Annotated in this window: 13 protein-coding genes; 6 read left to right on the top strand and 7 right to left on the bottom strand. The window is 68.5% G+C overall.

What is annotated here, in order from left to right; translation table 11 throughout:
• Positions 1 to 54: 54 nt before the first annotated feature.
• The gene (locus M4V62_RS26545; protein WP_249589720.1) at positions 55 to 1146 is read left to right on the top strand and encodes a Gfo/Idh/MocA family protein; all 1092 of its coding nucleotides are present in this window, start codon (positions 55 to 57) and stop codon (positions 1144 to 1146) included.
• Positions 1143 to 1610, top strand: coding sequence for a heme-degrading domain-containing protein (locus tag M4V62_RS26540; RefSeq protein WP_249589719.1), 468 nt, complete (start codon positions 1143 to 1145; stop codon positions 1608 to 1610). Before M4V62_RS26545 ends, M4V62_RS26540 begins: the two co-directional genes overlap by 4 nt.
• A 138-nt stretch (positions 1611 to 1748) precedes the next feature.
• Here the strand turns inward: M4V62_RS26540 and M4V62_RS26535 are convergent, their stop codons facing one another.
• From M4V62_RS26535 to M4V62_RS26520, 4 genes are all read right to left on the bottom strand, one after another.
• On the bottom strand, positions 1749 to 2606 hold the full coding sequence (locus tag M4V62_RS26535) for a fumarylacetoacetate hydrolase family protein (RefSeq protein WP_249589718.1): 858 nt from the start codon (positions 2604 to 2606) through the stop codon (positions 1749 to 1751).
• Between the two features lie 142 nt (positions 2607 to 2748).
• Positions 2749 to 3525 (bottom strand): YidC/Oxa1 family membrane protein insertase, encoded by a 777-nt coding sequence (locus tag M4V62_RS26530; protein ID WP_249593008.1) that lies wholly within the window; start codon positions 3523 to 3525, stop codon positions 2749 to 2751.
• Between the two features lie 140 nt (positions 3526 to 3665).
• The gene (locus tag M4V62_RS26525; protein ID WP_249589717.1) at positions 3666 to 3986 is read right to left on the bottom strand and encodes a DUF6412 domain-containing protein; all 321 of its coding nucleotides are present in this window, start codon (positions 3984 to 3986) and stop codon (positions 3666 to 3668) included.
• Positions 3987 to 4112: 126 nt separating this feature from the next.
• Positions 4113 to 4946, bottom strand: coding sequence for a class E sortase (locus M4V62_RS26520; protein WP_249589716.1), 834 nt, complete (start codon positions 4944 to 4946; stop codon positions 4113 to 4115).
• A 184-nt stretch (positions 4947 to 5130) separates the two neighbouring features.
• Between M4V62_RS26520 and M4V62_RS26515 the strand changes: the two genes are divergently transcribed.
• The 4 genes from M4V62_RS26515 (at position 5131) to M4V62_RS26500 (ending at position 8989) form a co-directional block, all read left to right on the top strand.
• Positions 5131 to 6153, top strand: a complete 1023-nt coding sequence (locus tag M4V62_RS26515; RefSeq protein WP_249589715.1) for an SEC-C metal-binding domain-containing protein — start codon at positions 5131 to 5133, stop codon at positions 6151 to 6153.
• Between the two features lie 144 nt (positions 6154 to 6297).
• The gene (locus tag M4V62_RS26510) at positions 6298 to 6705 is read left to right on the top strand and encodes a very short patch repair endonuclease (protein ID WP_249593007.1); all 408 of its coding nucleotides are present in this window, start codon (positions 6298 to 6300) and stop codon (positions 6703 to 6705) included.
• Between the two features lie 8 nt (positions 6706 to 6713).
• Positions 6714 to 7676, top strand: a complete 963-nt coding sequence (locus M4V62_RS26505; protein ID WP_249589714.1) for a DNA cytosine methyltransferase — start codon at positions 6714 to 6716, stop codon at positions 7674 to 7676.
• Between the two features lie 41 nt (positions 7677 to 7717).
• Positions 7718 to 8989 (top strand): DNA cytosine methyltransferase, encoded by a 1272-nt coding sequence (locus M4V62_RS26500; RefSeq protein WP_249589713.1) that lies wholly within the window; start codon positions 7718 to 7720, stop codon positions 8987 to 8989.
• Between the two features lie 24 nt (positions 8990 to 9013).
• Here M4V62_RS26500 and M4V62_RS26495 read toward each other — a convergent pair whose 3' ends face one another.
• From M4V62_RS26495 to M4V62_RS26485, 3 genes are read right to left on the bottom strand one after another with little or no spacing between them, the layout of a single operon-like run.
• The gene (locus tag M4V62_RS26495) at positions 9014 to 9901 is read right to left on the bottom strand and encodes a DUF6339 family protein (protein ID WP_249589712.1); all 888 of its coding nucleotides are present in this window, start codon (positions 9899 to 9901) and stop codon (positions 9014 to 9016) included.
• Positions 9898 to 10890: a hypothetical protein gene (locus M4V62_RS26490; protein WP_249589711.1), complete on the bottom strand. Its 993-nt coding sequence runs from the start codon at positions 10888 to 10890 to the stop codon at positions 9898 to 9900. The genes M4V62_RS26495 and M4V62_RS26490 overlap by 4 nt, the downstream gene beginning before the upstream one ends.
• On the bottom strand, positions 10887 to 13016 hold the full coding sequence (locus M4V62_RS26485) for a helix-turn-helix transcriptional regulator (protein ID WP_249589710.1): 2130 nt from the start codon (positions 13014 to 13016) through the stop codon (positions 10887 to 10889). Before M4V62_RS26485 ends, M4V62_RS26490 begins: the two co-directional genes overlap by 4 nt.
• Between the last annotated feature and the right edge of the window lie 94 nt (positions 13017 to 13110).

The following is a 13110-nucleotide window of genomic DNA, read 5'->3' as shown; positions in this document are numbered from 1 at the left end:
CCCCATTGTCGCTCGCGCTTGCGCTTTGGCAACAGCGTTGCTTAAGTGGAACGCATGACTGGTACAGGCTCCACAGGCTCCCCTCTGCGCGTGGCCCTCATCGGGTACGGCCTCGCGGGCTCCGTCTTCCACGCCCCGCTGATCGCCGCCACCGAGGGCCTCGTCCTCGACACGGTCGTCACGTCGAACCCCGAGCGGCAGGCGCAGGCCCGCGCCGAGTTCGGCGCCGGGCTGCGTTTCGCCGCGTCGGCCGACGACCTCTGGGCCCGCGCGGACGAGCTCGACCTGGTGGTGATCGCGTCCCCGAACAAGACGCACGTCTCGCTCGCGACCGCCGCCCTCAAGGCGGGCCTCCCGGTCGTCGTGGACAAGCCGATCGCGGGCACCGCAGCCGAGGCCCGCGAGCTCGCCGCGCTCGCCGACGACCGCGGGCTCCTCCTCTCCGTCTTCCAGAACCGCCGCTGGGACAACGACTTCCTCACACTCCAGAAGCTCGTCGCCGACGGCGAACTCGGCGACGTATGGCGCTTCGAGTCCCGCTTCGAGCGGTGGCGTCCACAGCCCAAGGGCGGCTGGCGCGAGTCCGGGAACCCCGAAGAGATCGGAGGTCTCCTCTACGACCTCGGGTCCCACGTCGTCGACCAGGCCCTCGTGCTCTTCGGCCCCGCGCAGTCCGTGTACGCCGAGTCCGACGTCCGCCGCCCCGGCGCCGAGGCCGACGACGACACCTTCATCGCGATCACGCACCGGGGCGGCGTCCGCTCGCACCTGTACGTCAGCGCCACCACCGCCCAGCTCGGCCCGCGCTTCCGCGCGCTCGGCTCGACGGCGGGCTACGTGAAGTACGGCCTCGACCCGCAGGAAGCAGCCCTGCGCGACGGCAAGCGCCCTACGGACGAGGGAAGTTGGGGCGAGGAGCTGGAGTGCATGTGGGGCCACGTCGGCTCCGGCGAGTCCCCGCTGACCGGCGGCGGCACCCCGGTCCGGACGCTGCCGGGCGCCTACCCCGCGTATTACGCGGCGATCGCCGACGCCCTGCGCGGCACCGGCGAGAACCCCGTCTCCGCGTACGAGGCCGCATCGGCCCTCGACGTCCTGGAGGCGGCACGCCGCTCGGCCCGCGACGGTGTGACGGTGGTCGTATGACGACGCCCACCGCACCGACGGTGGAGGAGCTGGAGAGCCAGGAACTGCGCCTGGTACTCCCCCACTTCACGTACGAGGACGCCTGGGCACTCGGCACCCTCCTGGTCGACCTGGCCCGCGAGCGCCAGGCCCCGGTGGCCATCGACATCACCCGCGGCAGCCAGCAGCTCTTCCACGCGGCCCTGCCGGGATCGACCCCGGACAACGACGCCTGGATCGCCCGCAAGCGCCGCGTCGTGGAACGCTACGGCTGCTCGTCGTTCCTGGTCGGCACGCGCTTCCGCGCCAAGGGAACGACGTTCGAGGAGTCCTCGCGCCTGGACCCGGACGTGTACGCGGCGCACGGCGGCGCGTTCCCGATCGCGGTGCGCGGCGCGGGCGTGATCGGCACGGTGGTGGTCTCGGGCCTCCCCCAGGCGGCGGACCATGCGCTGGTGGTCGAGGCGCTGGAGCGCTTCACGTAAGCCGCGGGGGCGCCCCGCCAGGGGCGCGGGGAACTGCGCGCCCAGCCACGACACACCCGCGGACGGCGTCGGTGGAGTGGTCCTCCATCGACGCCGCTCCGGGGCGCCACGAATCCGCCGCGCCCCCGCCTCGGAGGGCTACGCGTCCTTCAACTCCTGGCGCTGCCTGCCGAGCCCCTCGATCTCCAGCTCCACCACATCACCGGCCCGCAGGTACGGCTTCGGCTCGGGGTGCCCCATGGCCACGCCCGCCGGCGTACCGGTGTTGATGACGTCACCGGGGTACAGCGTCATGAACTGGCTTACGTAGCGCACCACTTCGGCCACCGGGAAGATCTGCTGGGCCGTGGTCCCGTCCTGCTTCAGCTCGCCGTTGACCCAGAGCTTCAGGGACAGCGCCTGCGGGTCAGGCACCTCGTCCGTCGTCACCAGCCACGGGCCGAGCGGGTTGAACGTCTCGCAGTTCTTGCCCTTGTCCCAGGTGCCGCCGCGCTCGATCTGGAACTCGCGCTCCGAGACGTCGTGCGACACCGCGTACCCGGCGATGTGCGCGAGCGCCTCCTCGTCGGACTCCAGGTAGCGCGCGGTGCGTCCGATGACGATCGCGAGCTCGACCTCCCAGTCGGTCTTGACCGACTTGCGCGGCACGAGCACGGTGTCGTCGGGACCGACCACCGTGTCCGCCGCCTTGAAGAAGATGACGGGCTCGGCGGGCGGCGTGGCCCCGGTCTCCTTCGCGTGGTCGTGGTAGTTGAGCCCGATGCACACGACCTTGCCGATCCGGCCCACCGGCGGCCCGACCCGCAGCCCCGCCGCGTCGAGCGCGGGCAGCTCACCCGACCCTGCGGCGGACCGGATCCGGTCGAGGGCGTCCGTGTCGGCGAGCAGCGCGCCGTCGATGTCGGTGACGGTCCCTGACAGGTCCCGCAACGTGCCTTCGGCATCGAGCAGCGCCGGGCGCTCGGCCCCCGCCGTACCGACTCGCAGCAGCTTCATCGTCAATCTCCCTTGGTCGAGCGCGCCCGGTCCGTCCCGACCGCTCGCGTGGCCCAGGCCGATGGGTTGCGGCCATCGGAGGTTTGGCCGATCCTCCAATCTCACGGTCCATCCCGCAAGACCCTGTTCACGGACCGGACCGTTACCCAGCGGTAGCCAGTGCGCTCGCCCCGGCGGCCCCGTACGGCATGTCGCGGTAGAGCACGGCACGCTCGACCGCGCTCCAGGTCGTGCTGGTGACGACGTAGAGCGCGGCGGCCAGCGGCACGAAGGCGACGGTGAACAGCGTCATGAACGACATGAACGGCATGACCTTGGTGATCGCACCCATGCCGGGCACCTGCTGGGCGTCGCTGCCACCGGTCACGGGCGCCGCCATGGCCATCTGCTTCTTCGTACGCCCGAAATTGAAGGTCGCGACGGCGGCCACGATCGCGAAGAGGCCGAGGTAGACGAGCCCCTGCGCCCCGAAGACCCCGCCGTCGGCGAGCGCGTCGGCCCACCGCCCGCCGAGGGGCGCCTCGAACAGCTTGTGGCCGAGCAGCGCGTTGGCTTCCCCGCCGATCCTTGAGTTCGAGAAGAGGTGGTAGAGCAGGAAGAACGCCGGGAGCTGGAAGAGGCTGGGCAGGCACCCGGAGAGCGGGGAGACCTTCTCCGCGCGGTGCAGCTCAAGCACGGCCTTCTGCAGCTTCTCGGGGTTCTTGGAGTGCTTCTTGCGCAACTCGGCGATCTGCGGCGACAGCTTGGCGCGCGCCTTCTGGCCACGGGCCGAGGCCCGCGACAAGGGGTGGACGAGGAGTCGTACGCACGCGGTGAACAGGACGATGGCGGCGGCCATCGCGGAACCCTGGAAAACGGGTTCGAGCAGGTCGGCGAGAGAACCGACCAGATCGGCGAACAGGGACATGAAGTCGGACAGGAAGCCGAACATGGGGAAACCCTCCGGGGTCTCGTCGTGCCGAGGAAAAGGGGCTGGTGCTCTTTTCGGCGTGACGGCCCGCGGAGGGTGCCAAGGTGTCGCTGGAGGGAGGGAGCTGGTGAAGCTGGTGGAGCTGTCCCCTACGCGGCCGTCATGACGGGACGGCCCGGTGCTCGGGGTCGCCTGCGCCCGGCGGCGTCGGGATCGCGCTGTGGCAGGAATGCCGTGCGCTTCTCGCGGTCGCGCATGGCCGTACGCACCCGGGTGCGGGGCACGGCGGGGGCGCAGCGCGCGGCGATCAGGGAGCAGACGGCGAGCGCGGAGCTCGCGGCGGCGGTCGCGGCGAGCGCGACGGCCGCGGTGAGGCTGCTCGCGTCGAGCAGGACGACCTCGACGAGGAGGAAGAGGAGAAGGCCGGTGGGACGGAGGGCGGCTTTCCAGCTGCGGATCATGTCCTGCATTTCCCGGCCCCCCTTCACCACTCGCTGAGTCATGGATACGACGTATCGCGTACTGCCGCTATATCGCGTACTGCCGTTATACAGGATCGGCCTCGACAGTCGTAGAGGTCGCCCTACCGGGGCCGCCTACCGGGGCCGCATGGACCGCAGCTTGCCCCACACGATGAGCCGGTACTTGGAGGTGTACTCGGGGGTGCAGGTGGTGAGGGTGATGTAGTACCCGGGAGAGCTGTAGCCGTGCCCGGCCTTCACGAGGCTGCGGGGGACGGCGCGGATGACGCCGCTGTCGCGGGCGGAGGTCTGGGCCAGGGTCTTGTCGACGACGTACGTATAGACGGCACTCTTGGTCTCGACGACCAGCTCGTCCCCGTCGCCCAGGCGATTGATGCGGCGGAAGGGCTCACCGTGGGTGTTGCGGTGCCCGGCGAGCGCGAAGTTCCCACCTTCCCCGGGCTGGGCGGTGCGCGGGTAGTGCCCGACGTACCCCTTGTTCAGTACGGCGCTCTTGCTGATGCCTTCGGCGACGGGCACCCGTATCCCGATGCGCGGGATGCGGAGGACGGCGTAGGCCTGGTCCCAGTCGGGCGTGGGGGCGGGGCGCTGCCGCTGGGCCTGCCCGGAGGCTTCACCGGCGCCACCGTCGTCTGAGTCACCCGGGTCGGGTCGGGACTCGGGGGCGGGGACGGGGCTCGGGCCGGGGGCGGGCTCGTCGGTGTCGGACGAGGTGGAGGACGGGCTCCCCCACTCCCGCTCAAGGGCCTGGACCTTGCGCTCGGCGCCTTCGCGGGCCTGCCGGTTGGTCCACCAGAGCTGATGGGCGACGAGAAGCAGAAGGACAAGCCCGCAGGTGACGGCAGCTTCGGCGCCGCCCCACAGAAGCCGAGCGCCGCGCCCCCGCCGCTCACGCCGCCCCTGCACAACAACAGGAACCCTCCCCACCCTCTCCACCCGATCCCGCACGCCGGCACCTCCCGTCCCAAGAGGGCGGCAGGCTAAGCCCAAGCCCGCCAACAAGCCATGGCGCCCGCACGACGACAGCGCAACGACAGCGCGACGACAGCACGAAAGTGGGGCCACGCTGATCTGCCCTGATCTGCACGGCAACCCTGCTGCAACGCCCCCACTCGGCAGTACGGTGTCCCGTATGCGCCCCGACACGCCTGCCGACCACATCGCCGAAGCCGAGCGCCTGGAGCGGACCGCCGGCTTGTACCCCGAGGACACCGAGCACCTGCTGCTCCAGGCCGCGGCCCACCTGGAACTGGCGGGCGAACGCGACCGCGCGACCACGCTCTACGACCGCCTACTGACTCCCGACGCCCCGCACCCGGCATCGGCCCCGACCCTCATCCGAGCCCTCAAGGCCTCGAACCTCTGGGAGTACGGCCACGAGGCGGAGGCAAGGGCGATCATCGACGGCGTACGGGCGGCCGCGCCGCGCGACCCGGCCCCGTGGGTGATCGTGGCCGAGTCACTGGAATCGCACGACGAACTGACCCAAGCGCAGGAAACCTTCACCCAGGCCCTGGACCTCCTGCTCCCGCCCGGCGGCTCGGGCGGCGCCCCGTCATACGAGCAACGCCCACTCCTGTTCGGCCGCCACAGGGTGCGCCGCCTGCTGGGCGCGGAGCACGACGCGTGGGACGCGATGGCGGACGAGGTCTCGACGTCCCCCGTCCCCCTGGACGAACTGCACGACCCGAAGCGAATCTGGTCCCTCGGCTCGGACAACCCCGCGGAACTCCGCGCGGAAATCTCCCGTATCCAGGCGGAGTTGGGCTCATACAGGGAGGCACTGTCCCGCCCCTTCCCGGTGGCGGTACTGCACTGGCCGTCGACGGAACTGGAAGAACTCCTGACGGCGTACCCGTCCCTGGAATCCGAATACCCGTCCCACGAGGCGCACTTGTCGACGATAGAGGCATCACTGAGGGAACTCTCGGCCTCCGGCACCCCGAACCTCGGCATCGTGACGGGAACGGTCCCGTCGTACGAGGCTTTCGCGGCGTCGGAGGGCGCACAGCCGACGGAGGTCTCCTTGCTCCCGCAGTACGCGACAACGCTGGCCGCGCGGGGGCGGGCCGTGGGGTGGCCGCCGGAGGCGGGGGCGGGTTGTTGGTGTGGGTCGGGGGCCGCCTACAGCAGGTGCCACGGCGAGGAGAACTGAACGAGCCCTCAGGGTTCTTCCCTACCCCGCTCGGGATACGGACAAGGCAGACTGCCAGATCGCTGAGCGCCAGGACGCCCGGATGCGAGAGACGAGAGAGACGTGAGCAAGGCGAAGCCGTCCTCGCCGGCCATCTCCGCCAGAATGAGCCGCCAGGCCAGGCGGGACACCGCGCCCGAGCTGGCCGTGCGACGCCTCCTCCATGCTGCCGGACATCGCTACAGCCTCAACGTGCGCGTGCCGGACATGCCCCGCCGGACCATCGACATCGCTTTCCCCCGCGCCAAGGTGGCCGTCTTCCTCGACGGCTGCTTCTGGCACGGCTGCCCGGAGCACGCGACGCAACCCAAGGCGAATGCGGAGTGGTGGCGGACGAAGCTCGACCGCAACATCGCGCGCGATCTGGAAACAAGCGAACATCTGGCCGAATCTGGGTGGATCGTCCTACGGTTCTGGGAACATGAGGCGCCCGACAGGGTGGCGAGACGGGTGGCAGCGACCGTCGAGCGGCAGCGCCGGGGAAGACAACAACGGAGCGACGGGGGCAAGTAGTGAGCGGCATGAGGTTCGTGGATGTCTGTTCCGGCGGCGGAGGGCTGGCCCTGGGCCTGTCACAGGCAGGCTTCGAACCGGTACTGCTCCTGGACGACAAGCCGGTGGCCTGCGAAACCCTCCGGATGAACAGGCAGACGTGGAACGTACTGCGATCGGATCTCGTGGACTTCGACCCTGTCGATTTCCAGGAGACCTATGACGTGGACCTCCTGTCCGCCGGCCTTCCCCGGGTGAAGTCCTCAGCGACTGCGAAGCGCGTGGAAACCGGTCTCGAACTGCGTCTCCTCAAGGCTGCGGTCTACCTGGCCCACGCTGTACAACCTCGCGCTCTGCTGATCGAGAACGTACCGGGCCTCGTCGACGACGAGGCGTTCGACGAGGTGCGGGCCTTTATTCAAGGGGAGCTCAAGCACCTCGGCTACGGATTTCACTGGTTCATCCTCAATGCTGCGGATTTCGGTGTCCCGCAGGACCGAAAGCAAGGCGTGCTCATCGCGTTGAAGCAGGAGTTCTTCGACAGCTTCCGGCAGCCGGTTCCCACTGTGGCCGATCATGTATCGGCAGGTCAGGCACTTCTCGCGTCGATGTCGGCACGAGGTTGGGCGGAGGCCGAAGCATGGGCTCATCAGGCGGACCAGGTCGCGCCGACGTTGGTGGGCGGCTCGGAGAATCGTGGCGGCGCCGATCTCGGACTGACCGGGACCAAGAAGGCGTGGGCCCGTATGGGGATCAATGGAGGCGCACTCGCCGACGAAGTGCCCGGACCGGATGGTGTCCAGGAGTCGGACACCTCTGGTTCCCCGCTGAAGAAGATCACGGTGGAACAGGCCGCCATCCTCCAGTCCTTTCCCGCCGACTGGCGCTTCGCGGGGAAGAAGACAGCCCGCTACCGTCAGATCGGCCATGCCTCGCCGCCGCCCGTCGGCAGGGCCTTGGGTCTGGCCGTCGCCGAAGCTCTGCAGGCCTGAGCCACGGCCGCATCCATTCCTCCCGGCACAGCCGTACTGGCATGACCATCGTCCACCGCCGGCTACACTTCGATCCCATGACCCCCGCACCTCATCGACCACTCCTACCTGCGGATTTCCACATCGTGGATCTGTTCGCCGGGCCTGGCGGCCTCGATATCGCCGCCACGATCCTGGGAGTGGAGAGCATCGGGGTCGAATGGGACGACCCGACCCGCGCGACGCGTACGGCAGCCGGTCTGCGAACCACCAGCGAGAAGGATGTCGCCGAGCTGGGCCCCTGTGATCCCGAGGTCGTGGACGCCAACGTGCTCACCGGTGGCCCGCCGTGCCAGACCTTCTCGGTGGCGGGGAATCGTGAGGGGCACGAGGCGCTGGAGGATGTGAAGCGTCTGGCCACACGCTTGGGCGGGCACGAGGACGCTGCCGCCTTCGAGGCAGCGTGGAAAGAGGTCAAGGCCGAGACCGACGACATGTCCGACGAGCGCACCGGGCTCGTACTCCAACCGCTGCGCTGGATCATGGAGGCCAAGCTCAAGCGCGAGCGACCCTATGACGTCATCGTCCTGGAGCAGGTACCGACCGTTCTGCCGGTGTGGAAGCATTACGTCGGCATTCTCAGGGCTGCTGGTTACGCTGCTGACGCTCAAGTCCTGAACGCCGAGGAATTCGGTGTCCCGCAAACCCGTCGGCGCGCTGTACTGATCGCCAGGTACGACCCGACGGACAAGAAGCAAACCGTCGAGTTCCCCCAGCGGACTCATCAGCGATACCGCCCAGGGGTCGATCGGCTTCCGGAAACACGGGAAGCCGAACATGACCGAGCCGAACATGACCGACAAGAGGCCCTGTTCACCAACGCCGACACCCTCCCGATCAAGCGTTGGACAGCGATGCAGGATGTCCTTCTCGACAGACCTGCCGACTTCGAGGTCGTCTCCAACTACGGTTCGGGCGGCAACCCCAAGAACCGCGGCCGCCGCACTTCCGAGGAACCGGCGGCAACGGTCACCGGCAAAATTCGGCGCAACCGCGTCTATCACCTGAAAGCCACCAAGTCCGGGGAGAAGGTCGTCGGCAAGGAGCTGGATCGGCTCAGCTTCGAGGAAGCAGGCCTTCTCCAGTCCTTCCCGGGGGCATACCCCTGGCGATCCACCGATGTGGCTCAGCAGATCGGCAACGCCATTCCACCCCGTCTGTCGCTTCACATCTTGAGCTGCGCGCTCGGATTCGGGCGGCCGGAGAAGGAACAGCTGAAGAGACTCGCGGAGTGGAAGCCCCCGGCCGTCGATGAACCTGCCGAGGGCGCCTGAGGAATCGGGGCGGGCAGGGTCCGATCAGGCGCTGTCCTCCCCGACCGGCTCCTTCCCCCGTACTGGCGCGTCGGCGAAGAGCTCCGCAAAGTAACCGGCCAATGTCTCCACCGAGTTGTCGGGGGTCTGTTCCTCATCCGGACCCTCCGGAAGTTGCTTGCGGGGTACTGCCGTGGCCGACTCGGAGGCCTCGATCCAGTCACGCAATGGCGCGGCGTCACGCTCGACGTCCGGGGCAATGACGTCGTACATCAAGGTGGCCGCGGACGTATTCACCACACGAGCCAGGGCGTTGACGTCACGGCCGGTACTCACGGTGCCGCGCTCGATCAGACGCACCATGGCCTGGGCCGTCGGCCGATGGTCGATGGCGTCGAGGCGCAGCGTGGTGTTGAGCATGTCCTGATTGGCACAAGCGGTCACCACCGGACCGTAGTCGGGACCGTTCCTGAAGAGCTCGGCCGCCCACCACAGCCGGGCGAAGGCCTGCGTGTAGTGCGCCCCGCGGAACCGAAGCGGCGCGACCTTCGGTGCGCCCTCCTTGGGTTCCGACATATGACGCCAGACGACATAGTCAGGAGCAACCCCAAGTGCCAGGTAGTTCCACAGTCTCCGGTCCGCGGCCTCACGGCGGTCGAGTCTCAAGGCGGCATGGAGCCGAGGGGCCAGCCACGCATCGGCCTGGGTCGGCTTGGCATCCCGATACTTGTGCATCGCGTCGTCGACGAGATCGCGCACCGGGTGCAGCGCTGCCCGGGCTCCCGCATCGGACACGGGTTCAGCCACCTTGTTGAGCGCTATGGCAGGCACGTCCTCCTTGCCGGTGAGCAACCCCTCGGTGAGGTACTGGGCAGCGTTGAGGTCGGACAGCAGTGCCAGGCGTTCGGGAAGGTTGGACGGCTTGTGGGTCATGCGTCGTTCCCCTGGTGGTGGCGGTCCAGACCGCGGATGGTGGTGGACAGGGCCTTGGGTACGTCAGCCCTGCGAGTGGCTGCGAAGTGGATGCGGGGTTGAAGATCGATCCAACCCGACGTTCCCGTGCGCCGGCGATGAACCTCACGCAACCCCTCTTCGAGGGGGCGGTTGGGCACGACGTCCGGGAGCATCTCGCGCAGCACCTCACCACGCCAGTCCTGGGGAAACAGTGGCGTACCGTCGTCCTCGATCTCGAGGTCCCCGATGGCCGTGTGGAAGACCGCGGTCCACACATCCGTGCACATCTGTGCAATCAGCAGGTCACGGACCAGACCCTCCACTGAGGCCCCGGTGCCACCGAGGAGTTCCGTGATGCCTTCGAAGTCGACGTTGACATGCACGACGGGCACGTCACCGGACGTGTCCACAACCCACGGCACGTCCTTGAAGGGGCGCAGCCACTCGGGCCCCTCGCGGAAGCCGACCTCAATGACGTCGAGTTCACGCTGCCGGAGCGGGGACTCGGACGCCAGGTCGACGATCCACTCCTTCGCCGACGTGGCGATCACGCGGCCCGGCACACCATCGACCGTGGCGATCACGTGGACGGACAGAGCGGCACGGTCGAGGTGGTCCGCTCTCCACAGGTCCAGCGAGCCCGACCACTCCCGCCCGCCTTCCGTCCTGGACTCCAAGCGGACAACGGTCCGTGCGTTGGTGGCTTTCTCCGTCAGTACCGCCACGACGGACACATCGCGCCAAGGGCTGTCGGGTTCGGTGGCCCTGGCCGGAATGGTCGCCGACAGCTTCAGCCGAGCGCTCTCCCAGTCGTCCTGATCCACCCGCCCCAACGCGACCACCTGCTCGACGACAGAGAACGCGCTGGTTTCGAGTGGCTCCCGGCTCTCGCCGGGCACCTTCACTTCGACCGCCGTAACACGCAAGGACACGGCACCGCTGAGGCGCTTGTACGGGTAGGCCTTCACGCCTTGTCCCCCTTGCCCGTCTGGAGTTCGACGACAAGGCTGGTGAGTTCGGCTTGTACCGGGTGGGTCGACACGTTGGTGACCCCCCTGAAGGTGGCTCGCCTTGCGCCGGGAGTGAAGTGCAGCATGCCGTCCACGAATTCACAGTTGTGCACGGCTACGAGCTCCGACCAGGTCACCACGGGGCGAGGCCCGGATCTCACGTCCAGCTTGGCAACCGGGGCGAGATGCCAGGCCTCGCCCCCACGGGGAACCTTCACCTCGGCGGTGATCCGCCAAGCGCCGTCGGTCCCGACGTGGGCGTCCAGTTCGTCCAGTACGGGAAGGTCGCCGGTAACGGCGGGCCGAGCCGACCGCTTGCCCCCCACAACAAGGCGCTTACGCAGACGATCAGTGCTCGCGCGCCGCTTCTCCTTGGGTGCCGCGACGAGTTCACGTACGGCGTTGTTCGCATCGCGGGTCAGCGTGGCGATCCTCCGGTACGCGGAGGGCGAGTACCGCATACGCAGTTCCTCCGTCTGACCCCACTTGTCGTGCTCGGGGGGCTCGGAAACACGCAGGAACGCCTCGGCCTCCTCGGCGAAGGGGGCATCGTCCCCGGCCGCGCACCCGGCGAGAAGCACCGCCTGGAAGGGGTCGGTACCCAGCTCCAAGGCGGGGACGGAGTTCGCTCTGACCGTCATGCGGTTACCCCGCATCATGGCCACGGTGTTGTGGGGCTTCGGGTCGTCGTCGTCCTCCACCCTGGTCACCAGGAGGACCGCCCGATGCTCCCCACCGCTCCTTCGGCCCTCGCGGCCGGGCACATTCAGCGGAACCGTCGTCATGGCCACCTGGCCCGACTCGGTCAGACGATCCACGGTCGTACCTTCCAAGAAGGCTTGCAGCGCCCGGGCACGCGAGGGTTGGGCATCATGCGGGTCGATCCGCTGCTCCGGGATCAGCTCCATGCCATTACGCAGCGTCCGAACCGATGCCTCGAGCAGGGGCTGACCGGCGCCGCCCGTAGTCATGGCGGCCCAGAAGTCTCTCCCAATGGCCTCGACGAGCCGCTCATGCATGCGATGCACGCTGTCGTCGTCCTCGCTCCCCACAGCCTCGGCGGTCGAGGAGGGGTCAGCGAGGCTTGCCACGTCATGGGCGCCCACGATCAGGAAGGAAGTGCCGGGTTCGCTGCTCTCCCGGGTGAGGTGCAGCCGTTCGACCATCTCCTCATCGCCCCACCACGAACGGGCGACGTCCTCGCCCTCCACGTCCGGGTCCGGTTGGCCGAACCAAGCGGGCCCGGCATAGGACTTGTCGCCGACCTCGCGCCATGGCAGGTCGAGCCGCCCGATGAGACGTCGCTCGGTCCGTCCTTCATGCGGCTCGGACAGCGTGGAGTTGATGAGCACGAGGCCGAGCCGACTGGTCGCCCAGAGCGTCGCCTTGCCGAGTCCGTACGAACCACCGGCGCTGCTCATCGACTTGTGACTGTCCAGCTGCCGTCGGACGACCGCCGCGAACCGGCCGGTCTCGTAGTCGTCCCCGGTCAGGCCGGACGCGTTGTAGTCGTCGACCCGCAGCAGCACCAAACGGTCCCGTGTGTACATCTCATGCAGCCCGGCAGCAATGACCCTGCCGACCTTCTGGTCCTGAGCCGCCGCCGACTCGAAGTGCGGGAAGAGGGCGTCCCAACCGATCGCCTCACGGAATCGGGCGAGACTCTCACCCGTCAGCTCCTCGAGCGTGTACCGAACGCGGACCGGTTGATTGTTCCCGGTCAGCCGCTCGTCGAGGCTGTTCTGGGTGGCCTCACGAGCCAGGACCCCGACGTCTGCCTCGAAGGCGAAGGCAGCCGCGTTGCCGAACTCTCGACCGCCATCGGCGTACGCGGGGCGGTGGCACCAGGTGACGGGCCGACCGACCAAGGTGTCGGTGGTGCGGCTGTGGATCGTCCCCAGGTCCGTGCCGAGAGCATCCGCGATCTTCCTGATGGTCTCGTCCCGAGGTGTGGCACGCCCGGTGATCCAGGCCGATACGGCAGCTCGGGTCACACCCACGGCGTCCGCCAGCTCCGTCTGCGTCTTCCTGGCCCTCTTCAACTGGCGGGCCAGCCAAGGCCCGAAGTCTTCCCCACCGTCCACGGCGCCCACTCCTCAGGTACTGCCAGCGTTGCGGAGCCCACTCTACCAGGGCCATTTGACATGGGAGGGATTTGTACAACACTGATTGACAGCC

Source organism: Streptomyces durmitorensis (genome assembly GCF_023498005.1).
Lineage (GTDB): Bacteria > Actinomycetota > Actinomycetes > Streptomycetales > Streptomycetaceae > Streptomyces > Streptomyces durmitorensis.
Note: the sequence above shows the minus strand (reverse complement) of the source record. Positions and strands in the feature narration are given on the sequence as shown.

What these genes read in the sequence shown, in the direction of transcription:
- M4V62_RS26545 (WP_249589720.1), top strand. Translation starts at nt 55, where the DNA reads ATGACTGGTACAGGCTCCACAGGCTCCCCTCTGCGCGTGGCCCTCATC.
- M4V62_RS26540 (WP_249589719.1), top strand. Translation starts at nt 1,143, where the DNA reads ATGACGACGCCCACCGCACCGACGGTGGAGGAGCTGGAGAGCCAGGAA.
- M4V62_RS26535 (WP_249589718.1), bottom strand. Translation starts at nt 2,606, where the DNA reads ATGAAGCTGCTGCGAGTCGGTACGGCGGGGGCCGAGCGCCCGGCGCTG.
- M4V62_RS26525 (WP_249589717.1), bottom strand. Translation starts at nt 3,986, where the DNA reads ATGCAGGACATGATCCGCAGCTGGAAAGCCGCCCTCCGTCCCACCGGC.
- M4V62_RS26515 (WP_249589715.1), top strand. Translation starts at nt 5,131, where the DNA reads ATGCGCCCCGACACGCCTGCCGACCACATCGCCGAAGCCGAGCGCCTG.
- M4V62_RS26510 (WP_249593007.1), top strand. Translation starts at nt 6,298, where the DNA reads ATGAGCCGCCAGGCCAGGCGGGACACCGCGCCCGAGCTGGCCGTGCGA.
- M4V62_RS26505 (WP_249589714.1), top strand. Translation starts at nt 6,714, where the DNA reads ATGAGGTTCGTGGATGTCTGTTCCGGCGGCGGAGGGCTGGCCCTGGGC.
- M4V62_RS26500 (WP_249589713.1), top strand. Translation starts at nt 7,718, where the DNA reads ATGACCATCGTCCACCGCCGGCTACACTTCGATCCCATGACCCCCGCA.
- M4V62_RS26495 (WP_249589712.1), bottom strand. Translation starts at nt 9,901, where the DNA reads ATGACCCACAAGCCGTCCAACCTTCCCGAACGCCTGGCACTGCTGTCC.